General features: G+C 60.8%; 19 protein-coding genes. 12 read left to right on the top strand and 7 right to left on the bottom strand.

What is annotated here, in order from left to right; genetic code table 11:
* Positions 1–283 precede the first annotated feature (283 nt).
* From EPZ47_RS29460 to EPZ47_RS29425, 8 genes are all read left to right on the top strand, one after another.
* Positions 284–1,582, top strand: a complete 1,299-nt coding sequence (locus tag EPZ47_RS29460) for an MFS transporter (RefSeq protein ID WP_135847855.1) — start codon at positions 284–286, stop codon at positions 1,580–1,582.
* A 287-nt stretch (positions 1,583–1,869) separates the two neighbouring features.
* Positions 1,870–2,868, top strand: coding sequence for a phosphate ABC transporter substrate-binding protein PstS (locus EPZ47_RS29455; RefSeq protein WP_135847854.1), 999 nt, complete (start codon positions 1,870–1,872; stop codon positions 2,866–2,868).
* A gap of 462 nt (positions 2,869–3,330) precedes the next feature.
* Complete coding sequence (locus EPZ47_RS29450; RefSeq protein WP_178084346.1) at positions 3,331–5,364, top strand: ABC transporter permease subunit; 2,034 nt, start codon at positions 3,331–3,333, stop codon at positions 5,362–5,364.
* A gap of 15 nt (positions 5,365–5,379) precedes the next feature.
* Entirely contained in the window at positions 5,380–7,050 is a 1,671-nt protein-coding gene (pstA, locus tag EPZ47_RS29445) for a phosphate ABC transporter permease PstA (RefSeq protein WP_135847852.1), read from the top strand.
* Between the two features lie 162 nt (positions 7,051–7,212).
* Complete coding sequence (gene pstB / locus EPZ47_RS29440; RefSeq protein ID WP_135847851.1) at positions 7,213–8,046, top strand: phosphate ABC transporter ATP-binding protein PstB; 834 nt, start codon at positions 7,213–7,215, stop codon at positions 8,044–8,046.
* Positions 8,047–8,151: 105 nt separating this feature from the next.
* Positions 8,152–8,913 carry a phosphate signaling complex protein PhoU gene (phoU, locus tag EPZ47_RS29435; RefSeq protein ID WP_025216204.1) on the top strand — a complete coding sequence of 254 codons (762 nt, stop codon included), beginning with the start codon at positions 8,152–8,154 and terminating at the stop codon, positions 8,911–8,913.
* Between the two features lie 168 nt (positions 8,914–9,081).
* Entirely contained in the window at positions 9,082–10,041 is a 960-nt protein-coding gene (locus EPZ47_RS29430; protein ID WP_135847850.1) for a response regulator, read from the top strand.
* A 220-nt stretch (positions 10,042–10,261) separates the two neighbouring features.
* Complete coding sequence (locus EPZ47_RS29425) at positions 10,262–11,158, top strand: peptidoglycan DD-metalloendopeptidase family protein (protein WP_135847849.1); 897 nt, start codon at positions 10,262–10,264, stop codon at positions 11,156–11,158.
* Between the two features lie 179 nt (positions 11,159–11,337).
* Here EPZ47_RS29425 and EPZ47_RS29420 read toward each other — a convergent pair whose 3' ends face one another.
* From EPZ47_RS29420 to phoB, 3 genes are all read right to left on the bottom strand, one after another.
* The gene (locus tag EPZ47_RS29420) at positions 11,338–12,678 is read right to left on the bottom strand and encodes a hemolysin family protein (RefSeq protein WP_135847848.1); all 1,341 of its coding nucleotides are present in this window, start codon (positions 12,676–12,678) and stop codon (positions 11,338–11,340) included.
* A gap of 123 nt (positions 12,679–12,801) precedes the next feature.
* On the bottom strand, positions 12,802–14,088 hold the full coding sequence (gene phoR, locus EPZ47_RS29415; protein WP_238346776.1) for a phosphate regulon sensor histidine kinase PhoR: 1,287 nt from the start codon (positions 14,086–14,088) through the stop codon (positions 12,802–12,804).
* Positions 14,089–14,169: 81 nt separating this feature from the next.
* Positions 14,170–14,859: a phosphate regulon transcriptional regulator PhoB gene (gene phoB, locus EPZ47_RS29410; protein ID WP_003177195.1), complete on the bottom strand. Its 690-nt coding sequence runs from the start codon at positions 14,857–14,859 to the stop codon at positions 14,170–14,172.
* A 152-nt stretch (positions 14,860–15,011) separates the two neighbouring features.
* Between phoB and EPZ47_RS29405 the strand changes: the two genes are divergently transcribed.
* Positions 15,012–15,395, top strand: a complete 384-nt coding sequence (locus EPZ47_RS29405; RefSeq protein ID WP_135847846.1) for a COG4315 family predicted lipoprotein — start codon at positions 15,012–15,014, stop codon at positions 15,393–15,395.
* Positions 15,396–15,585: 190 nt separating this feature from the next.
* Here EPZ47_RS29405 and ubiA read toward each other — a convergent pair whose 3' ends face one another.
* Both ubiA and EPZ47_RS29395 read right to left on the bottom strand, forming a co-directional pair.
* On the bottom strand, positions 15,586–16,476 hold the full coding sequence (ubiA, locus tag EPZ47_RS29400; protein ID WP_135847845.1) for a 4-hydroxybenzoate octaprenyltransferase: 891 nt from the start codon (positions 16,474–16,476) through the stop codon (positions 15,586–15,588).
* A complete protein-coding gene (locus EPZ47_RS29395) occupies positions 16,476–17,039 on the bottom strand; it encodes a chorismate--pyruvate lyase family protein (protein WP_135847844.1) in 564 nt (187 codons plus the stop codon). The genes ubiA and EPZ47_RS29395 overlap by 1 nt, the downstream gene beginning before the upstream one ends.
* A 194-nt stretch (positions 17,040–17,233) precedes the next feature.
* On the opposite strand from EPZ47_RS29395, the gene EPZ47_RS29390 reads away from it, so the two are divergent.
* The 3 genes from EPZ47_RS29390 to EPZ47_RS29380 all read left to right on the top strand — a co-directional run bounded on the left by EPZ47_RS29390 (position 17,234) and on the right by EPZ47_RS29380 (position 19,059).
* A complete protein-coding gene (locus EPZ47_RS29390; protein ID WP_007954349.1) occupies positions 17,234–17,401 on the top strand; it encodes a rubredoxin in 168 nt (55 codons plus the stop codon).
* 41 nt (positions 17,402–17,442) lie between these two features.
* Positions 17,443–18,591, top strand: a complete 1,149-nt coding sequence (locus tag EPZ47_RS29385; protein ID WP_135847843.1) for an NAD(P)/FAD-dependent oxidoreductase — start codon at positions 17,443–17,445, stop codon at positions 18,589–18,591.
* A gap of 192 nt (positions 18,592–18,783) precedes the next feature.
* Positions 18,784–19,059, top strand: a complete 276-nt coding sequence (locus EPZ47_RS29380; protein ID WP_003195589.1) for an HU family DNA-binding protein — start codon at positions 18,784–18,786, stop codon at positions 19,057–19,059.
* A 103-nt stretch (positions 19,060–19,162) separates the two neighbouring features.
* On the opposite strand, the gene EPZ47_RS29375 is transcribed toward EPZ47_RS29380, so the two are convergent.
* Complete coding sequence (locus tag EPZ47_RS29375; protein ID WP_135847842.1) at positions 19,163–20,692, bottom strand: SulP family inorganic anion transporter; 1,530 nt, start codon at positions 20,690–20,692, stop codon at positions 19,163–19,165.
* Between the two features lie 92 nt (positions 20,693–20,784).
* On the bottom strand, positions 20,785–21,516 hold the full coding sequence (locus EPZ47_RS29370) for a carbonic anhydrase (RefSeq protein ID WP_135847841.1): 732 nt from the start codon (positions 21,514–21,516) through the stop codon (positions 20,785–20,787).
* Positions 21,517–21,683: the final 167 nt, after the last annotated feature.

The raw sequence follows: 21,683 nt of genomic DNA, 5'->3' as shown, positions 1-21,683 counted from the left end.
TTTTCGTAAAGGCGTGCCAAAGGGAAACTCTGCGAAACCGGCTGGTTCTGGTACTACGCCACCAACGACGTTTTCGCACAGCAACCCCTTACAGAGTGTTGCAACATTGCGAGTATATCGGGCGATAGTCGTCGAGACGACCACTCGGTTCTGATTTTGACTGTCAATTACGCGCCTCTATGTGTTTTTTCGAACAATTTGCTATCGTGCCGAACTCGCCACAGGCCGTAGGCCCTACCCACGCGGTCGGGTTGCGGAACTGACTAATAAGAGAAGCCTTGCCATGACCACTGCGCCTTCGAGCACAGCGACACCTGCACAACCCGCTCGTCCGTTGACCCGCAACGATTACAAGACCTTATCGCTTTCTGCCTTGGGCGGTGCGCTGGAGTTCTACGATTTCATCATTTTCGTGTTCTTTGCCACCGTGGTCGGCAAATTGTTTTTCCCCGCGGAAATGCCCGAATGGCTGCGCTTGATGCAGACGTTCGGCATTTTTGCCGCCGGTTACCTGGCCCGGCCGCTGGGCGGGATCATCATGGCCCACTTCGGCGACCTGCTGGGGCGCAAGAAAATGTTCACCCTGAGCATTTTCATGATGGCCGTGCCGACCCTGATCATGGGCCTGCTGCCGACCTACGCGCAGATCGGCATGTGGGCGCCGATCCTGCTGTTGCTGATGCGGGTGATCCAGGGCGCGGCCATTGGCGGCGAAGTGCCGGGGGCCTGGGTATTCGTTTCCGAACATGTTCCGGCGCGCCACATCGGCTATGCCTGCGGCACGTTGACGTGTGGCCTGACGGCGGGAATCCTGTTGGGTTCGCTGGTCGCCACCGCCATCAACAGTATTTATACGCCGGTGGAAGTGGCGGATTACGCCTGGCGGATTCCATTCCTGCTGGGCGGTGTGTTCGGCCTGTTCTCGGTGTACCTGCGCCGCTGGCTGCACGAAACCCCGGTGTTCGCCGAGCTGCAGTTGCGCAAGGCCCTGGCCGAGGAAGTGCCGCTGCGGGCCGTGCTGCGTGATCATCGTGGTGCCATCGCCATTTCGATGCTGCTGACCTGGCTGTTGTCGGCCGGGATCATCGTGATCATCCTGATGACCCCGACCGTGCTGCAGACCGTGTACCACTTCAGCCCGACTACCGCGCTGCAGGCCAACAGCCTGGCAATCGTGTTCCTGAGCTTTGGCTGCATCGGCTCCGGCGTACTGGCCGACCGTTTCGGTGCCGGGCGGGTCTTCGTGTTTGGCAGCACTTTGCTGCTGATTACCTCCTGGACGTTCTACCACTGTCTGTTCGACCACCCCGAGTGGCTATTCCCGCTCTATGCCCTGAGCGGGCTGCTGGTGGGCACCATCGGCGCGGTGCCCTACGTCATGGTCAAGGCGTTCCCGGCCGTGGTGCGCTTCAGCGGCCTGTCGTTCTCCTACAACCTGGCGTACGCGATCTTCGGCGGCTTGACCCCGATGATCGTTACGTTGCTGCTCAAGGAGAGCCCACTGGGACCGGCCTATTACGTGGCGGTGATCTGCGGTATCGGGATTGCGGTGGGTGCTTATCTTTGGAAGAAGGGGCGCTAGGCGCCAATATCGTTCACTTAAGGTGGGTGTGATTCATTGTGGCGAGGCTGCGCAGCAGCCTTTTTTGTGAGCGCTACGCGCTCAAGCGGGAGCAAGCTCCCTCGCTACGGAGTCATTCGTCTCTGTAAATGAGCGGGTCTTTCGCCTGACTCTTTTATTGGTGCCAATCACGTTGTAGAACTCAATGCTGGCCTTTCATCCAATTGTCATATTTCAGCCATAGAGTGTTCACACGGCTTACAGATACTTTGGCCGACTTAACACACCCTATCTGCTAGGAGTAAGGCATGAAACTGAAGCGTTTGATGGCGGCAATGACTTTTGTCGCTGCTGGCGTTGCGACTGCCAACGCGGTTGCCGCTGTTGACCCTGCGATCCCGAGCTACACCAAGACCACTGGTGTGTCGGGCAACCTGTCCAGCGTCGGCTCCGATACCCTGGCCAACCTGATGACCTTGTGGGCTGAGCACTACAAGAAAGAATACCCGAACGTAAACATCCAGATTCAAGCTGCCGGTTCCTCCACCGCGCCGCCCGCACTCACCGAAGGCACTGCCAACCTGGGCCCGATGAGCCGCAAGATGAAGGACAACGAGCTGCAGGCTTTCGAAACCAAGTACGGTTACAAGCCTACCGCCATCCCGGTTGCCGTGGACGCCCTGGCTGTATTCGTACACAAGGACAACCCGATCAAGCACCTGACCATGGAACAGGTCGACGCGATTTTCTCGTCCACTCGTCTGTGCGGCGGTAAAACCGACGTGAAAACCTGGGGTGACCTGGGCGTGACCGGCGACCTGGCCAACAAGCCGGTTCAACTGTTCGGTCGTAACTCGGTATCCGGTACCTACGGCTACTTCAAGGAAGAAGCCCTGTGCAAAGGCGACTACAAGCCAAACGTCAACGAACAACCAGGCTCGGCTTCGGTCGTGCAGTCGATCAGCTCTTCGCTGAACGGCGTCGGTTACTCGGGCATCGGCTACAAGACCGCCAGCGTGAAGACCGTGGCCCTGGCCAAGAAAGGCAGCACTGAGTTCGTTGAAGACACCGAAGAAAACGCCCTGAACGGCAAGTACCCGCTGTCGCGCTTCCTCTACGTTTACGTCAACAAGGCGCCGAACAAGCCTCTGGCTCCGCTGGAAGCTGAGTTCGTGAAGCTGATCCTGTCCAAGCAAGGCCAGGAAGTTGTGGTCAAGGACGGCTACATCCCGCTGCCAGCCAAAGTAGCCGCCAAGGCACTGGCTGACCTGGGTCTGTCGGAAGGCGGCAACGTCGCCAAGAAGTAACACCTGAGCCCGGGCCAAAGTCCGGACTCTTGTGGGAGCGAGCTTGCTCGCGACGCGGTCAGTGCATTCAACACGGATGTTGACTGACCCGGCGAGCTAGCCTGCTCCCACACCCCAAAATTCCTGTCCGCTGCCGATACTCTCGGCGGCGGATTTGTTGCGTCACTGCATTGTCATCTTTCTGTCATACAGGATCGCTAGGGTGTGCGCATGAATGATCTGGCCAACTCCACAATGACTACGACTTCCCCTCCTAAGCGCATTGACTTCAATACGCCTGAGCTGCAACGCAAGCGCCGTATTCGTGCGCTCAAGGATCGCCTGACCCGCTGGTACGTCCTGATTGGCGGCCTCGCTGTTCTGGCGGCCATTACCCTGATCTTCTTCTTCCTGGCTTATGTGGTCGTCCCGCTGTTCCAAGGTGCGGACCTGACCGCCAAGGACTCGATCGCTCCGGCCTGGATGCAAGACGCCGGCAAACCGCTGATGATCGCTATCGAAGAGCAGAATCAGGTGGCGATGCGGGTTTCCGACAAGGGGCAGGCGCTGTTCTTCGACATCGACAGCGGTGCGCAGCTGCGTCGTGTCGACCTGCCGATTCCGGCCGGTGTCAGCGTGGCCTCCATCGGCGAAGACCAGCCCGGTAGCCCACTGGTAGTGGTCGGCCTGTCCAATGGCCAGGCCCTGGTGTTCCGTCATACCTATAAGGTCAGCTATCCGGACGGTAAGAAAACCATCTCGCCGGCTATCGAATACCCTTACGGCGAGACGCCAATTGCCTTGAACGAGCAGGGCATGCCCTTGGAGCATGTCAGCCTCAATGCCACCGATTCGACCCTGCTGCTTGCCGGTTCCAGCGGTGCCCAGTTGTATGTTCTGTCGCTCTCCAGCGAAGAAAACATGATGACCGGTGAAGTCACCAACGAGCAGACGCGTATCGAGCTGCCGCAGATGACCGAGCCTGTAAAGAACATCTTCGTCGACCCGCGTCAGCAATGGCTGTACGTGATCAACGGTCGTGCCCAGGCCGACGTGTTCAGCCTGCGGGAAAAGAGCCTCAACGGTCGTTACAAACTGCTGGAAAACGGTGACGCCCAAGTCACCGCCACGACCCAGTTGGTGGGCGGGATTTCGCTGATCGTTGGCGACTCCACAGGCGGCCTGGCCCAGTGGTTCATGGCCCGCGACCCAGACGGCGAGCTGCGCTTCAAACAGATTCGTACCTTCCAGATGGGCAGCGCGCCCATCGTCGAGATCAGCGCCGAAGAACGCCGCAAAGGCTTCGTCGCCCTTGACGCATCCGGCAAGCTCGGCGTGTTCCACAGTACCGCCCACCGCACCTTGCTGGTGGATCAGGTGATCGAAGGCGAGGGTCTGTTCGGCATGTCGCCACGGGCCAACCGCCTGATCGTGGAGCAGGGCGGCAAGCTGCAACCGCTGCTGCTGGAAAACCCGCACCCGGAAGTTTCGTGGAGCTCGTTGTGGAGCAAGGTCTGGTACGAAAACTACGACGAGCCTAAATACGTCTGGCAATCGACCGCCGCCAACACCGACTTCGAACCCAAGCTGAGCCTCTCGCCGCTGACCTTCGGTACCCTGAAAGCCGCGTTCTACGCAATGCTGCTGGCCGCGCCACTGGCGGTTGCCGCGGCGATCTACACCGCGTACTTCATGGCTCCGGGCATGCGTCGCAAGGTCAAGCCGGTGATCGAGCTGATGGAGGCGATGCCGACGGTGATCCTCGGTTTCTTCGCCGGCCTGTTCCTGGCGCCGTACGTCGAAGGGCATCTGCCGGGCATCTTCAGTCTGCTGATGCTGCTGCCGATTGGCATCCTGGTGGCCGGTTTTGTCTTCAGCCGCCTGCCCGAGTCGATCCGCCTGAAGGTGCCGGAAGGCTGGGAAAGCGCGATGCTGATTCCGGTGATCCTGTTCGTGGGCTGGCTCTCGCTGTACATGAGCCCGTACATGGAAGCCTGGTTCTTCGGCGGCGACATGCGCATGTGGATTTCCCATGACCTGGGCATCACCTACGACCAGCGCAACGCCCTGGTGGTTGGCCTGGCAATGGGCTTTGCGGTTATCCCGAACATCTACTCCATTGCCGAAGACGCTGTGTTCAGCGTGCCGCGCGGTCTGACCCTGGGCTCACTGGCCCTCGGTGCCACGCCGTGGCAGACCATGACCCGCGTGGTGATCCTCACCGCCAGCCCGGGCATCTTCTCGGCGCTGATGATCGGCATGGGCCGGGCGGTCGGCGAGACCATGATCGTGCTGATGGCCACCGGTAATACGCCGGTCATGGAAATGAACCTGTTCGAAGGTCTGCGCACCCTGGCGGCCAACGTGGCGGTGGAAATGCCGGAATCGGAAGTCGGCGGCAGCCATTACCGCGTGTTGTTCCTGTCGGCACTGGTGCTGCTGTTGTTCACCTTCGTCATGAACACCCTCGCCGAGCTGATCCGTCAGCGTCTGCGCAAGAAATATTCGTCGCTTTAAGAAAGGTAGAAGTCTGTGAAACAGAACTCCCTGAAAGGATGGTTCAAGAGCGGCGCCCCCGGCGTCTGGATCAGCGGTGGTGCGGTGTCCATCGCGGTCATCATGACCATTGGCCTGCTGGCGGTGATTGCCGTGCGCGGTCTGGGCCACTTCTGGCCGGCGGACCTGATCCACGCTAACTACAACGTGCCGGGCATGCCTGCGCACTTGGTGGTCGGCGAAGTGGTGCAGAAAGAAGAAGTGCCTCGTGAACGCCTGAAAAGTGCCGGCCTGCCGGTGCCGGACGAAGGCCCCGAGTTCATGACCCGCGAGCTGATCAAGGTCGGCAACCGGGACCTGAACGGCACCGACTTCACCTGGATCGTTGGCGACTGGTTGACCAACCAGACGACCCCGCCAGAGCTGATGGCCCTGGAGCGACGTGAGTGGGGCAACTTCTACGGTTACCTGGTCAACGTCAAGGAGCAAGGCAAGGTCATCGCCGAAGGCGAGGCTGCCTGGCCGCAACTGCAGGCCCGTATACAACGGGTCAACCAGTTGGCCGCCGATCTCAAGACCTTGGAAAAAGTCGACATCGGCGCGATCAACGCCGGCCTGGAACGCGTCCGTCTGCATGGCCGCAAACTGGAGTTGGCGGGCAAGCTCGATGCCGCCGCACAAGCAGACCTGGAAAGCGAACGGGCTGAATACACTGCCCGTTACAAGGACATTGAAGTCCGCCTCGCCGACCTGCATGCGCAGTTCAATCGTGACAGCCTGACCGCACGCGATGCCAACGGCAAAGAAGTGGAAATCGACATCGGTAAAGTGGTGCACGCCTACCAGCCGAACGGTATGGGCACCTTCGCCAAGATCGGCTTCTATTTCAGTAAGGTCTGGGAGTTCCTCAGCGACGACCCACGTGAAGCCAACACTGAGGGCGGGATTTTCCCGGCGATTTTCGGCACGGTGATGATGACCCTGATCATGGCGATGATCGTGACGCCATTCGGCGTGCTGGCAGCGGTTTACCTGCGCGAATACGCCCGCCAGGGGCCGATGACTCGCCTGATCCGCATTGCGGTGAATAACCTGGCGGGGGTGCCGGCCATCGTTTACGGCGTGTTCGGCCTGGGCTTCTTCGTCTATGTACTGGGCGGCTCGGTTGACCGTCTGTTCTTCCCCGAAGCCCTGCCGGCGCCGACATTTGGTACCCCAGGCCTGCTCTGGGCCTCGTTGACCCTGGCGCTGCTGGCGGTGCCGGTGGTGATCGTGGCCACCGAAGAGGGCCTGGCGCGGATCCCGCGTACCGTGCGTGAAGGCTCCCTGGCCCTGGGCGCGACCAAGGCCGAGACGCTGTGGAAAATCGTCCTGCCCATGGCGAGCCCGGCGATGATGACCGGCATGATCCTCGCCGTGGCCCGCGCCGCGGGTGAAGTGGCGCCGCTGATGCTGGTGGGTGTGGTGAAACTGGCCCCGTCGCTGCCGTTGGACGGCAACTACCCGTACCTGCACCTGGACCAGAAGATCATGCACTTGGGCTTCCACATCTATGACGTGGGCTTCCAGAGCCCGAACGTCGAAGCGGCACGCCCGCTGGTGTACGCCACGGCGCTGTTGCTGGTGCTGGTGATCGCCACGCTCAACCTGTCGGCGGTGTGGATCCGTAACCACCTGCGCGAGAAGTACAAAGCACTGGATAGCTGATTTCCATGTGGGAGCGGGCTTGCTCGCGAAGACGGCGGCACATTCAGCACAGATGCAAGCTGACACACCGCTTTCGCGAGCAAGCCCGCTTCCACAAGTACACCGAATGGCATTGCCGCTCAGCGGCCAACGAACCGAATTTGTTAGCACAGGGAGCCTCCCATGCAACACGAAGTACAAGCACGCGGCATCAACATGTCGGCCCTGGGCCGCGACAAGCAGAGCCTGGACCTGGCTCAGGAAACCGTCGCCATCGAAGTGCCCGGCCTGAACCTGTTCTACGGCCAGAAGCAGGCGTTGTATGACGTCAGCCTGAACATCCCGAAACAGCGCGTCACCGCGTTCATCGGTCCGTCGGGCTGCGGCAAGTCGACCTTGCTGCGCACCTTCAACCGCATGAACGACCTGGTGGACGGTTGCCGCGTCGAGGGTGAAATCAACCTCTACGGCAACAACATCTACCGCAAGGGCGAAGACGTGGCCGAGCTGCGTCGTCGCGTGGGCATGGTGTTCCAGAAGCCCAACCCGTTTCCGAAAACCATCTACGAGAACGTGGTCTATGGTTTGCGCATCCAGGGCATCAACAAGAAGCGCATCCTCGACGAAGCCGTAGAGTGGGCCCTCAAGGGCGCGGCGTTGTGGGACGAGGTCAAGGACCGCCTGCATGAGTCGGCGCTGGGTTTGTCCGGCGGTCAGCAGCAGCGTCTGGTGATTGCCCGCACCATCGCCGTGGAGCCGGAAGTCTTGCTGCTCGACGAACCTTGCTCGGCCTTGGACCCGATCTCGACGCTGAAAGTCGAAGAGCTGATCTACGAGCTCAAGTCCAAGTTCACCATCGTCATCGTGACCCACAACATGCAACAGGCGGCGCGGGTTTCGGACTACACCGCGTTCATGTACATGGGCAAACTGGTGGAATTCGGCGACACCGATACCCTGTTCACCAATCCGGCCAAGAAGCAGACCGAGGACTACATTACCGGTCGTTACGGCTAGTCGAGGTCGCTGCAAGCCGCAGGACCGAGGCGGTGCGATCAGGATCAACATTTAACTGCTTGAAGCTTGCAGCTTGAAGCTTGCAACTTTCGCGGAGCGAACAAGATGATTTCGAAGGAAGGCCTTACTCACCACATTTCCGCCCAGTTCAACGCCGAGCTTGAGGAGGTGCGCAGCCACCTGCTGGCCATGGGCGGGCTGGTGGAAAAGCAGGTCAACGACGCGGTGACCGCGCTGATCGAGGCCGATTCGGGCCTGGCCCAGCAGGTGCGCGAGATCGACGACCAGATCAACCAGATGGAGCGCAACATTGACGAGGAGTGCCTGCGCATCCTGGCCCGTCGTCAACCGGCCGCTTCCGACCTGCGCCTGATCATCAGCATTTCCAAGTCGGTCATCGACCTTGAGCGGATCGGCGACGAAGCCACCAAGATCGCCCGCCGTGCCATTCAGTTGTGTGAAGAAGGCGAAGCGCCGCGCGGTTATGTCGAGGTTCGCCACATTGGCGACCAGGTGCGCAACATGGTCCGCGATGCGCTGGACGCCTTTGCCCGCTTCGATGCCGACCTGGCGTTGTCGGTGGCCCAGTACGACAAGATCATCGACCGCGAATACAAGACCGCCCTGCGCGAGCTGGCGACCTACATGATGGAAGACCCACGCTCCATCTCCCGGGTACTGAGCATCATCTGGGTGCTGCGTTCCCTGGAGCGTATCGGCGATCATGCACGCAACATCTCGGAACTTGTGATCTATCTGGTGCGCGGCACCGATGTGCGGCATTTGGGGCTCAAGCGAATGAAAGAAGAAGTTGAGGGCACCCTGTCCGAAACTGCTAATGTTCCTGGCGAAACTGACGATAAGTAAGATTGCCCGAGAAAAGCGCCCGGCCTTCTGGTCGGGCTTTTTTTTGTGGTCTTTTTAATTGAAAGCAGCACCCCGCGAACGAAGAGTCCCGGCGTGACTGAAGGTTTTTGGCAATGTGCCATCAGTAAAAGCGGTATGCTTGCCGGGATTTTTTAGAGGTGTATCTGGATGAGTAAGGTCAGTGTGTTGGTCGTGGACGATGCTTCGTTCATTCGTGACCTGGTGAAGAAGTGCCTGCGCAACTACTTCCCGGGCATCCGCATCGAAGATGCCGTGAATGGCAAGAAAGCCCAGGCTATGCTGGCCCGTGAGGCGTTCGACCTGGTGCTGTGCGACTGGGAAATGCCGGAAATGTCCGGCCTGGAACTGTTGTCGTGGTGCCGCCAGCAGGACACCCTCAAGGGTATGCCGTTCGTGATGGTCACCAGCCGCGGCGACAAGGAAAACGTGGTCCAGGCGATTCAGGCCGGCGTTTCCGGCTACGTCAGCAAGCCGTTTACCAACGAACAGTTGCTGACCAAGGTCAAGCAGGCGCTGCACAAGGTCGGCAAGCTCGACACGTTGATGAACAGCGCCCCGACCAAAATGAACTCGGCGTTCGGCAATGACTCCCTCAGCGCTCTGACCGGTGGCAAGGCGCCAGTTGCCGCTGTCGCTTCGGCGCCTGCGGCGAACCCTTTTGCCAAGCCAGCCGTCGTTGCAGCGCCTGCTCCCGCAGCTGCAGCAGCCCCGGCCCGTGGCTTGCTCAACAGCCCGCCCGTCAAGGCCCCGGCGGCCTCCGCTCCGGCCGCCAACCGTGGCCAGGGCCAGTTGCGCCTGCCTAGCGGCACCCAGCAATGCGTGATCAAGGCCTTGAGCCTCAAGGAAGCGCTGCTGGTGGTCAAACGCACCGACACTCTGCCGCAAGTGCTGGAAAGCGCGGTGCTGGACATGGAGCAGGGCGACAACGCCGAAACCGCTCGCCTCAACGGCTACCTGCACGCCATTGTCGCCCACGAGCAGACGCCCGACAGCGAATGGCTGCAACTGACTTTCCGCTTCGTCGACAAAGACCCGCAGAAACTCGACTACATCTCCCGCCTGATCGCTCGCGGTACGGCGCAGAAACACTTCGTGCCGGGCGCCTGATTCGGCGGCGTCTGTCAGTCCGTCATCGCGAGCAAGCCCGCTCCCACACTCGATCCAGTGAACACTGAAGATTCTATGTGGGAGCGGGCTTGCTCGCGAAGGGGCCATAAGATTCAACATCAATAGTTGATCCAATTTTGAAACATCCGTCGACTACGCTGGTCCATCCCAGCTGCTAGGCTGCTGTGCAGGCCTTCACTTTTCGACAGAACCTTTGCCCATGCTCGCGCCCCTGTTGTTCGCCTGCGGTCTTGTCTTGGCCTCCACCTCGGCCATGGCCATGACGATCTATAAATCCACCGACGCCAATGGCGTGGTGTCCTACAGTGACCGTCCCAGTAGGGGCGCCCAAGTGTTCGTGTTCCGTGACCGCATGGTTGAACGCCTGGAGCGACAGGTCTTTCTCGACATCAAGAAGCAAAAGGGCGCGGATGCAGTGTTCGTGCGCAACGACCTGTACGCGCCGGTGGAGATCGAGTTGAGTTTCGCCGGGTTGCGCAACGTCAGCGGGGCGCCGAGCCGGCCGATTCGTCGGGTGCTGCCGGCACGTAGCAACCTGCGCCTGGCGCTGCTCACGGCCACGCAACCTGGCAGGCCGTTGGTGTATACCCCAAGGTTCGAATATTCCCTGGGCGACCCTGCAGGCTCGGCACAGGCCTATCGGTATCCGTTGCCGTGGCAAGGAGGGCCGTTCCGGCTGAGCCAGGGTGCCAACGGGCAGTACAGCCACTACGGGCCGAAAAACCGTTACGCCATGGACATCGCCATGCCCGAAGGCACGCCGATCATCGCGGCGCGGGGCGGCGTGGTGATCAAAACCGAAAATGCGCAGACCGGCCGCGGGGATGATCCCTCGGGCAATTTCGTGCGGGTGCTGCACGATGACGGGACCATGGGCGTTTACCTGCACCTGCAAAAAGGCTCGGTGAGCGTGCGGGAAGGGCAGCGGGTCGGGGTGGGCTCGCCGTTGGCGTTGTCGGGCAATACCGGCAACAGCTCGGGCCCGCACCTGCATTTCGTGGTGCAGCGCAATACCGGATTGGGGCTGGTGTCGATTCCCTACCAGTTCAATCAACCGGTGGGGGAGTTGCCCAACTTTGCGGTGGGCAAGCAATAGCGCTGAGGTGTGGCGAAGGGGCTTTTGTGGTGGAGGGCTCTATCTGTGGGAGCAAGGCTTGCCCGCGACGAAGCCTGCGATCTTTCGCTCCAGACTCAATTGGCAGTGAAAAGATCGCAGCCCCGCTTCGCTCGTCAGCTCCTACAGACTCAGTCATGCACTCGGCTTGGCGTTGACGCTCAATCGAGCATCAACACCTTCGCCAGGATAATCTTCGGCCCTTTCATCTTCTTGATGATGATCCGCAGGCCTTCGACTTCCAGTACTTCTTCCTCTTCCGGCACCCGCTTCAGGGTTTCGTAGACCAACCCGGCGAGGGTTTCGGCCTCGATGTGATCCAGATCGATCCCGAGCAAGCGTTCAACCTTGAACAGCGGCGTGTCGCCGCGTACCAGCAGCTTGCCCGGCTGGTAGGCCAGGATGCCGCGTTCGGCCTTGCGGTGTTCGTCCTGAATGTCGCCCACCAGCACTTCCAGCACGTCTTCCATGGTCAGGTAGCCGATGATGTTGCCGTCGGCTTCCTCGACCACGGCGAAGTGCGAACCGCCCTTGCGGAACTGCTCCAGCAACTGCGACAGCGGCATATGCCGCGATACGCGCTCCAGCGGTCGGGTCAGCTCGGCCAGGTTGAACGACTCGGGAATGTGATCCAGGGCCGCCAGTTCCAGCAGCAGGTCCTTGATGTGCAGCAGGCCGACGAACTCCTGGCGCTCGCTGTCGTACACCGGATAACGGCTGAACTTGTGGCGACGGAACATCGCCAGGATTTCCTTTAGCGGTGCGTTGAACTCCAGCGTCACCAGGTCTTCCCGGGAGTTGGCCCAGTCCACCACTTCCAGCTCGCCCATCTCCACGGCCGAGGCCAGTACGCGCATGCCCTGGTCGCTGGGGTCCTGGCCACGGCTGGAGTGCAGGATCAGCTTCAGTTCTTCACGGCTGTAATGATGTTCGTGATGTGGGCCGGGCTCGCCTTGGCCGGCGATGCGCAGAATGGCGTTGGCGCTGGCGTTGAGCAGGTAGATCGCCGGGTACATGGCCCAATAGAACAGGTACAGCGGCACGGCGGTCCACAGCGACAGCAGCTCGGGCTTGCGGATTGCCCAGGATTTGGGCGCCAGCTCACCGACCACGATGTGCAGGTACGAAATGATGAAGAACGCGGTGAAGAACGATACGCCCTTGATCACTTCCGGCGACTCGACGCCAACCGCGCCCAGCAGCGGCTCGAGGATGTGGGCGAACGCCGGCTCACCGACCCAGCCCAAGCCCAGGGAGGCCAGGGTGATACCCAACTGGCAGGCCGACAGGTAAGCGTCGAGCTGGCTGTGGACGGTGCGCAGGATATGCCCGCGCCAGCCGTTTTTTTCGGCAATGGCTTCGACCCGGGTCGAGCGCAGCTTGACCATGGCGAATTCGGCCGCAACGAAAAAACCGTTGAGCAAAACCAGGATCAGAGCAAAAAGAATCATGCCGAATTCGGCGAAGAGTGTTGCGAGGGACAAGCCAGGGGAAGGGTCCATGATGGAGTTTTGCGGGTTCCGTATATTCGTAAGGGTTAGAAATGAGTACCTGAAAAGGCAGGCACAAGTCAGCCAATGTAGCGGCTGACTCGGCGGTTGCCTAGTGGCGAGTGCTGATCGGCATCAATCGGCAGGGCTGGCGAGACGCACGCGAACCACCTGCGTCGGGGCGAAATGGCAGGTAAACGTGCTGCCGTGGCCTGGCACGCTGCTGATTTCCATGCGTCCGCGATGACGTAACAAAACGTGCTTCACGATCGCCAGGCCCAACCCGGTGCCGCCGGTGTTGGAGTTGCGGCTGGAATCGACCCGGTAGAAGCGTTCGGTCAGGCGCGGCAGGTGTTTGCTGTCGATGCCGATGCCTGAATCCTGCACGCTCAAGTGCGCGCCTTGCTCATCGCCCCACCAGCGAACGCGGATCTGGCCTTGCTCCGGCGTGTACTTGACCGCGTTGAACACCAGGTTGGAAAACGCACTGCGCAGTTCGGCCTCGCTGCCTTTGAGCTGCACGACCGGGTCGGCTTCCAGTGTGATGCGCTGCTGTTTGGGGCCGGACAGTTCTTGCGCGTCTTCAGTGATGGTTTGCAGCAGGTCGTCGATGGGCACCGGTTGGTTGTCCGACGGGTAGTCGGTGGCTTCCAGCTTCGCCAGCAGCAGCAAGTCGTTGAGCAGGGTCTGCATGCGCCCGCTCTGCTGGTGCATCTGCTGCAAGGCACGGGTCCAACGCGGGTTCACCTCCTCGACGTTGTCGAGCAGGGTTTCCAGGTAACCGCAGATCACCGTCAACGGCGTGCGCAATTCATGGGAAACGTTGGCGATGAAGTCTTTGCGCATCTGTTCCAGCTGATGGATGCGCGTCACGTCACGCACCAGCATCAAGTGCTCGTTGTTGCCATAGCGGGTGATGTACAGCTGGATTCGCAGCCGATCATTGGTGGGCGAAGGAATTTCCAGCGGCTCGGCATAGTTGCTTTGCTCGAAATATTCCTTGAAGCGCGGATGGCGTACCAGGTTGGTTACCGGCTGACCGCTGTCCTGTGGCGTCTTGAGGCCCAGCAGGGTCTCGGCGGCGCGGTTCCACCATTCCAGGTTGCCGTCGCTGTCGAGCATGATCACCGCGTCTTTCAGCGCGGCAGTGGATTCCTGGACCCGGTCGATCACCGCTTGCAGGCGCCCGCGAACGCGCTGGTCGCGCCGTTGCAGGTGGTAGATGCTGTCGAACACCTCACCCCACAGGCCATAGCCGTCGGGCGGGGCTTCGTCGGGTTGGTGCAGGCGCAGCCACTCATGCAGGCGCAGCAATTGCTTGAGGGTCCAGGCCAGGTAAAGCCCCAGGCCTGCGGCCAGGCTCCAACCGTAATAGCCGCTGATCAAGCCGATCACCAGACAGCCGGTCACCAGCAGCAACATGTGGCGAATCAGGGTGCCATGCCAGTTTTGATTCAATTGAACGCGCGTCCTTGTCAGCTTGTCGGGCGGTAAGGGCTCGGATCAGGCCTTGGTAGAAAAACGATAACCGGTGCCGCGCACCGTTTGTACCAGATTCTCGTAAGCATCGCCGAGGGCTTTGCGCAGGCGACGGATGTGCACGTCCACCGTGCGTTCCTCGACATAGACGTTACCGCCCCAGACCTGATCCAGCAGTTGCCCGCGGGTGTAGGCGCGCTCCTGGTGGGTCATGAAAAACTGTAGCAGGCGGTATTCGGTCGGGCCCATCTCGGCGGGTTTGCCGTCGATGGTCACGCGGTGGCTGATGGGGTCCAGCAGCAGGCCACCGACTTCAATCGGCGCCTCGCCATCGGTTGGCCCGGCACGACGCAGCACGGCCTTCAGGCGCGCCACCAGCTCCCGTGGGGAAAACGGCTTGGTGATGTAGTCATCGGCGCCCACTTCCAGGCCCTGGATCTTGTTGTCCTCTTCGCCTTTGGCGGTGAGCATGATGATCGGAATATCACCGGTCAGCTCATCACGCTTGAGGCGCCGCGCCAATTCAATGCCAGACGTGCCGGGCAGCATCCAGTCCAGCAGAATCAGGTCGGGCTTGCGGTCGACGATGATGGCGTGGGCCTGTTGAGAGTTCTCTGCTTCCATGCAGTCATAGCCGGCCATCTCCAACGCGACGGCAATCATCTCGCGGATGGGCGCCTCGTCGTCGACGATCAGAATGCTCCTGCCAACCATGGGGTAATCCTCTTGTCATTTAACTGTCTTGCGCCGCATTAGATAACGGAATTATTGCAGTCGTGTGACAGATATTTCGGTATCCGGCAGTGTAGAGGATCCTCGACTAAGCTTTTCAGTCCGAATCCTGACAACCACACAAGAAGGTTTCCATGACTTACTTCACCCAAACCATCAAGGTTCTGGCGGTGACCGCTGCGCTGGCGCTGCCGGCATTGGTGTTCGCGGCTGAGCCGGCGATGGAAAAAGGCGGCATGTTCACCGATCACAAAGGCATGACGCTGTATACGTTTGCCAACGACAAAGACGGCAGGTCGGTGTGCAATGATAAATGCGCGCAGAACTGGCCGCCGCTCATGGTCGAAGGCGAGGCCAAGCCTTCAGGCAAATGGACTGTGATCACCCGTGACGATGGTAAGAAGCAGTGGGCCTACGATGGCAAGCCGCTGTACACCTTCATCATGGACAAGAAGGAGGGAGACATGACCGGCGACGAGAAAATGGACGGCGCCTGGAAGATCGCCAAGCCTGATTAACAGGTTTTCACCAAGTTAAGCGACAGATCCTCTGTGGCGAGGGGATTTATGTGGGAGCAAAGCTTGCTCGCGATGAAGGCGCTGCGGTCTTTCAGAGATCGAGGCGCCTGTTTCGCGAGCCAGCTTTGCTCCCACAGCAAACGGGGATAAATCCCCTCGCCACAAGGTAACAGCCTGGAGACCGGTGGCCTCACCGCAACGCATAATCCAGCACAATCCCCACGAAAATCGCCAACCCGGCCCAATGGTTGTGCAAAAACGCCTGGAAGCAGCGCATCCGGTCCCTGCCACGGGTGTACCAGAACTCCCAGGCGAAGCACGCGGCAGCGGCCACCAGCCCCAGGTGGAACCAGCCACCCAGTTGGAACTTCGACCCGGCCAGCAACAGGCAGCCCAGTGCCAGGCCTTGCAGCGTCAGGATGATCACCCGGTCGGCATCGCCAAACAGGATCGCCGTGGACTTCACGCCGATCCGCAAGTCATCGTCCCGGTCGGTCATCGCGTAATAAGTGTCGTAGCCTACCGTCCACAGCAGGTTGGCGATGTACAGCAGCCACGCGGCCGCCGGTAAATGGCCGGTCTCGGCGGTGAACGCCATCGGCATGCCCCAGGAAAACGCCGCGCCCAGCACCACTTGCGGGTAGTAGGTGTAGCGCTTCATGAACGGGTAACTGAACGCCAGCGCCAGTCCACCGAGAGACAGCAAAATAGTTGGCGCATTGGTGCACAGCACCAGCAGGAAACTTACGCTCATCAGCACCGCAAAGAACACCAGCGCCTCTTTCGAGCTGATCTTGCCGCTCACCAGCGGGCGCTGTTCAGTGCGTTTGACGTGGCCGTCCACCTTGCGATCGGCCCAGTCGTTGATCACACAACCGCCGGCGCGGGTCAGCACCACGCCCAGGACGAAAATCACGATGTTGGCGACAGACGGTGAACCTTCACCGGCAATCCACAACGCCCACAGGGTCGGCCACAGCAGTAGATAAATGCCGATGGGCTTGTCCATGCGGGTCAGTTGCACGAAGTCCCAGGCCCGCGGGTTCAGGCGGTTCAAGGATTTGAGCAGTTGCACGTACATCAGCAATTCTCCGAATAGGCGCGGGCGACGGTCCACAGGCGCGGCAGGAAGACTTCCGCCACCAACACGCTCAACGCACCGCGATCGAAACGCGAACGGCGGCCCCATAGCTGCGCGGCGCGAGCCTCAACCGGCAACCAGGCCTCGGGGTAATGGCAAACCTCGATGGCCCGGCGCTGGAACGCCTGGTCACAAAACAGCAACTCCCCCAGGGAACGGCTGCCCAGCTCATCCATCTGCAGCCCATCGCCCTGCAACGCGCTGCGCGCCGCCACACTGCGGGCGAACACCCAAGGCTGGCCGTGGCCGCGCAAATACACTTCGCGTACCCAGCCCTCGCTGCCTTCGGCCAGATCCAGTGCCGCGCACTCGTCGGCGCGCAATGGCTGCCAGCCTTCGAACAACGGCGTCACGCTGAAGCGCTCGTCCGACAGGCGCGTCAGGCGTCGGGTCAACGAGCCTTCGTCGAACAGCCAGTCGAGCACACAGGCGTCGGGGCGGGGCGACAGCAGGGGCTGGGGCAACCATTGGAGTGTAGGAAATATCGAATTTGTATGCGGCACAGAGGTCTTGATTGGCAGCAAATGAGGCCGCGAGCTTACCATGTCGGTCGTCGATTTTAACGGCCCTGGCCGCTGGCGCGCGCGATCATGCTTGCATCTGCGGCGACCGATCAGTACAAAACGCCCTGAGCCGGAAAGCGCCTTGAGCGACCCGAGCATACCGGCAAACGCCTGACCCCTGAGGAAGTACCTGAATGAAGAAGTGGCAATGTGTCGTCTGCGGCCTGATCTACAACGAAGCCGATGGTTGGCCGGATGATGGCATCGCCCCCGGCACCCTTTGGCAAGACGTCCCGGAAGACTGGCTCTGCCCGGACTGCGGCGTCGGCAAAATGGATTTTGAGATGATCGAAATCAACTGATCGTTTCCCACCTGCATGGAGAGCACCACATGGAGAGCAACATGAGCGCACCTGTCGTCATCGTCGGTACCGGGCTGGCCGGTTACAACCTGGCCCGGGAGTTTCGCAAACTCGACAGCGAAACCCCGTTGCTGCTGATCAGCGCCGATGACGGCCGCTCATACTCCAAACCCATGCTCTCCACGGGCTTTGGCAAAAACAAGGATGCCGACGGCCTGAGCATGGCCGAGCCGGGGGCGATGGCCGAGCAACTCAAGGCCCAAGTGCGCACCCACACCCGCATCAGCGGCATCGATCCGGGCCACAAGCGTTTGTGGATCGGCGAAGAAGCGGTGAACTACCGCGACCTGATCCTGGCCTGGGGCGCGGAAACCGTGCGCGTGCCAGTGCAGGGCGATGCAGCGGATCTGATCTTCCCCATCAACGATCTGGAAGATTACGCACGCTTTCGCGCGGCGGCCGCCGGCAAGCGCCGGGTGCTGCTGCTCGGCACCGGCCTGATTGGCTGCGAATTCGCCAACGACCTCATTCTGGGCGGCTACGAAGTGCAACTGGTGGCGCCATGCGAGCAGGTCATGCCGACGCTGCTGCACCCGGCCGCCGCTGCTGCCGTGCAGGCCGGCCTGGAAAGCATTGGCGCGCGCTTCCACCTGGGGCCGGTGCTCAACCGCCTGCAACGGGTGGCCGATGGATTGGAAGCCCACCTGTCCGATGGTCAGGTGATCGCCTGCGACCTGGTGGTCTCGGCCATCGGCCTGCGCCCGCGCATCGACCAGGCCGCTGCTGCCGGCCTGGTGGTCAATCGCGGCGTGGTGGTCGACCGCCAGCTGAAAACCTCCCATGCCAACATCTACGCCCTGGGCGACTGCGCCGAAGTCGACGGTTTGAACCTGCTGTACGTCATGCCACTGATGAGCTGCGCCCGCGCCCTGGCCCAGACCCTGGCCGGCAACCCCACCGCTGTCAGCTACGGCGCCATGCCGATCACTGTGAAAACCCCGGTGTGCCCGCTGGTGGTTTCGCCGCCACCGCGTGGCAGCGAAGGCACCTGGAACGTCGAAGGGCAGGGCACCGACATCAAGGCCCTGTGCCGCGATGCCCAAGGCAACCTGCTGGGCTATGCCTTGACCGGCACGGCGGTGATGGAAAAACTGGCGCTGAACAAAGAGCTTCCACCCTTGCTGGCGTAAATACTGGTCGTTCTGTCGCAAAAACCCTACTTTTGATGCCTCAAAGGTCGCCCGGACACTGGCGCCGCCTGCGGCCCCGTGCCATCCTCACTCCCGTCTGCCGCAGAGTAGAGCCTGCGGCGCCTTAGGGGCTGTTCCCATGAGTACAGCCCAGACATAACAACAAAAAAACCGTCAAAAGGGGCTTCATTCATGCGTAAACCAGACCTCGCCGCCGCCATCGCGGAAAAAGCAGACCTCACCAAAGAACAAGCCAATCGCGTCCTCAACGCCGTTCTCGAAGAAATCACGGGCGCCCTGCACCGCAAGGACAGCGTCACCCTGGTCGGCTTCGGCACCTTCCTGCAGCGCCACCGCGGTGCCCGCACCGGCAAAAACCCACAAACCGGTGAGCCGGTGAAGATCAAGGCCAGCAACACCGTTGCCTTCAAACCAGGCAAGTCGCTGAAGGACAGCGTTAATCCGTAATTGCTGCGGGTTCCTCGGTTAGAGGGACAAGCGCTAGAAAAAAGGGCACGCCGATGGAGTCGGGTGCCCTTTTTTTACGCCATTTTTGATGTGGACTTGGGTGTCAGGTAGAGGCTGCGCCAACCCCCACCGTGGTGCGCAACCGGCCTTCCAGCCTGCGCTTGAGCCCATGGGATTCGATCAGCAGCTTCGAACCCTTGCTGGCATTCGCCCGGCCCCACTCTTCCAGCAACTCCAGGCATGAATGGTCGATGTAGCTCAGATTATTGAGCGGCACATGCACGGTCGCGCCTGTCGGTATGGCGCCCAGCACCTGAGTCAGTGCCGGAACCTTGAGAAAGGTTGCCGCCCCCACCAGCCGCAATTCCATCTCACCTTCCTGGGGCAGATCGATCAGGCTGATTTTCAGCCGCGAAGCTTTCCAGGCCAGTTTCGCCAGGGTCAGGCCGAAACCGATCAGCACGCCGGTCAGCAGGTCGGTGAAGATGATTGCCAGGGCCGTCGCGGCATAGGTGAACATTGGCATCCGGCCATAACGGCCCAGGCTGCGAAACGCCTTGAGATCCACCAGTTTGAAACCGGTGTACACCAGCACACCCGCCAGGCTCGCCACCGGAATGCTTTGCAGCACGCTGGACAGCAACAGCACGAAGAGCAACAGCCACAGACCGTGGAAAATCGTCGACATCCGCGTGGTGGCGCCGGCCTGGACGTTGGCCGAGCTGCGCACGATCACGCCGGTCATCGGCAGCGCGCCGAGCAGGCCGCAGAGCATATTGCCGATACCTTGAGCCGACAGTTCCCGGTCAAAGTCCGCACGTTCACCGCTGTGCATGCGATCCACCGCGGCGGCCGACAACAGGGTTTCGGCGCTGGCAATGAAGGCCACGGCGAACGCGGCGATCAGTAGCGAGGGGTCGGCCAGGTTCAGCAGATCGGCAGGGCGCAGCCAATCAATGGCTTCGGTGAGGTTCTGGGGTACTTCCACACGTTTGACCTGCAAAGCCAGCATCAGACTGGCAACGGTCGTCAGGCCTACGCCGAGCAGAGCGCCGGGAACGAAGCGCAGGCTGTGGGGGCGAAACTTTTCCCACAGCCACATCACCGCAATCGTCGACAAACCGAGCAGGCCGGCCTGCCAGCCAAAGGACGGCAACGCCTGGGCCACAGCCGCAGGGAATGCCGCCAGGTTATCCAGCCCTGAAGGCTTGGGCGCCGCGTCGAGCATTACATGGACCTGGGACAGTACGATCAGCACACCGATACCCGCGAGCATGCCGTAGACCACCGCAGGCGCGGTGACCCGGAACCAGCAGCCCAGGCGAAAGCGCCCGGCCAACAGTTGCAGAAGACCCGCCAGCAACAGAATCGGCCCGAGCATCGCCACGCCATGCTGGCGCACCAGTTCGAAGACCAGCACCGCCAACCCGGCGGCCGGGCCACTGACCTGAAGCTTTGAGCCGGCCAGGAAACCCACCACCAGGCCACCGATGATGCCAGTGATCAAGCCCTTGGCCGGCGGCAGGCCAGACGCGATGGCAATGCCCATGCACAAGGGCAGCGCCACCAGAAATACAACCACCGAAGCCAATAGCTCCCGTGGCACAACAGCTTTTAATTGAGCAGCACGCATGGCGACTCTCCCGCAGTTTTCTTCAGGCATGGCAAGGCCCTACCGCTCAAACAGCGGCAAGGCTTGAACCACACAAGGATGTTTAGGAGTGGTTAGAAGCGCGCTTTGGGCGTCGCCACCGGTATCGGATGGCTGCCATCGAGCGGCAGGAAACGTCCCTGGTCCGCGTCATAGGCTTTGATCTCGCTGGTTTCGATGTTGTACACCCAGCCGTGGATGAACAACTGACCGTTGGCCATGCGCGAGGCCACCGAGGGGTGCGTTCGCAGATGTTGCAGCTGCGCGATCACGTTCTCTTCGGTGAGGATGGGCATGGTTTGTTTTTCGTCAGCGCACGGGCAGTTGTCATGGACCATGGTCTTGGCCACTTCGGCGTGGCGCAGCCAGGCTTTGACCGTGGGCATTTTTTCCAGGGTGTCGGGGTTGAGTACCGCGCGCATGGCGCCGCAATCGGAATGGCCACAAACAATGATGTGCTGCACACCGAGGGCCAGCACGGCGTACTCGATGGCGGTGGAGACGCCGCCGTTCATCTGCCCGTAAGGCGGAACGACGTTGCCGACGTTGCGGGTCACGAATAGGTCGCCGGGGGAGCTATGGGTGATCAACTCGGGCACGATGCGCGAATCGGCGCAGGTGATGAACATCGCCCGGGGCTTCTGGGCGGTGGCGAGTTTCTTGAAGAGTTCTTCCTGCTGCGGAAAGATCTCGTGATGGAAATGCAAAAAGCCGTCAACAATATGCTGCAGCGCTGCATCGGCGGTCTCCGCCTCGGGTTGGGCTGAAGCCGACGCAGCCAACGGCTGTTTATCCTTGTCACTCATGATTCATCCTCTTTGACGGTATGACGCCAGTGGCTGGTTAAAAAATGTCCAGGTCGAAATGCCCGACCTGTCAGTCACTCGATGAACAAGGTAGCGGCCGAAACTTAACTCAAACTGAATCGAAGGCTCTAGACCAACGATTACAGATGTAACAAATGCGGATGCCG

It is taken from the genome of Pseudomonas viciae (genome assembly GCF_004786035.1).
GTDB lineage: Bacteria > Pseudomonadota > Gammaproteobacteria > Pseudomonadales > Pseudomonadaceae > Aquipseudomonas > Aquipseudomonas viciae.
Note: the sequence above shows the minus strand (reverse complement) of the source record. Positions and strands in the feature narration are given on the sequence as shown.

What these genes read in the sequence shown, in the direction of transcription:
- EPZ47_RS29455 (WP_135847854.1), top strand. Translation starts at nt 1,870, where the DNA reads ATGAAACTGAAGCGTTTGATGGCGGCAATGACTTTTGTCGCTGCTGGC.
- EPZ47_RS29430 (WP_135847850.1), top strand. Translation starts at nt 9,082, where the DNA reads ATGAGTAAGGTCAGTGTGTTGGTCGTGGACGATGCTTCGTTCATTCGT.
- EPZ47_RS29460 (WP_135847855.1), top strand. Translation starts at nt 284, where the DNA reads ATGACCACTGCGCCTTCGAGCACAGCGACACCTGCACAACCCGCTCGT.
- pstB (WP_135847851.1), top strand. Translation starts at nt 7,213, where the DNA reads ATGCAACACGAAGTACAAGCACGCGGCATCAACATGTCGGCCCTGGGC.
- EPZ47_RS29405 (WP_135847846.1), top strand. Translation starts at nt 15,012, where the DNA reads ATGACTTACTTCACCCAAACCATCAAGGTTCTGGCGGTGACCGCTGCG.
- ubiA (WP_135847845.1), bottom strand. Translation starts at nt 16,476, where the DNA reads ATGTACGTGCAACTGCTCAAATCCTTGAACCGCCTGAACCCGCGGGCC.
- phoR (WP_238346776.1), bottom strand. Translation starts at nt 14,088, where the DNA reads ATGTTGCTGCTGGTGACCGGCTGTCTGGTGATCGGCTTGATCAGCGGC.
- EPZ47_RS29450 (WP_178084346.1), top strand. Translation starts at nt 3,331, where the DNA reads ATGCAAGACGCCGGCAAACCGCTGATGATCGCTATCGAAGAGCAGAAT.
- EPZ47_RS29375 (WP_135847842.1), bottom strand. Translation starts at nt 20,692, where the DNA reads ATGCGTGCTGCTCAATTAAAAGCTGTTGTGCCACGGGAGCTATTGGCT.
- EPZ47_RS29390 (WP_007954349.1), top strand. Translation starts at nt 17,234, where the DNA reads ATGAAGAAGTGGCAATGTGTCGTCTGCGGCCTGATCTACAACGAAGCC.
- EPZ47_RS29380 (WP_003195589.1), top strand. Translation starts at nt 18,784, where the DNA reads ATGCGTAAACCAGACCTCGCCGCCGCCATCGCGGAAAAAGCAGACCTC.
- EPZ47_RS29420 (WP_135847848.1), bottom strand. Translation starts at nt 12,678, where the DNA reads ATGGACCCTTCCCCTGGCTTGTCCCTCGCAACACTCTTCGCCGAATTC.
- EPZ47_RS29370 (WP_135847841.1), bottom strand. Translation starts at nt 21,516, where the DNA reads ATGAGTGACAAGGATAAACAGCCGTTGGCTGCGTCGGCTTCAGCCCAA.
- EPZ47_RS29425 (WP_135847849.1), top strand. Translation starts at nt 10,262, where the DNA reads ATGCTCGCGCCCCTGTTGTTCGCCTGCGGTCTTGTCTTGGCCTCCACC.
- phoB (WP_003177195.1), bottom strand. Translation starts at nt 14,859, where the DNA reads ATGGTTGGCAGGAGCATTCTGATCGTCGACGACGAGGCGCCCATCCGC.
- phoU (WP_025216204.1), top strand. Translation starts at nt 8,152, where the DNA reads ATGATTTCGAAGGAAGGCCTTACTCACCACATTTCCGCCCAGTTCAAC.
- EPZ47_RS29385 (WP_135847843.1), top strand. Translation starts at nt 17,443, where the DNA reads ATGAGCGCACCTGTCGTCATCGTCGGTACCGGGCTGGCCGGTTACAAC.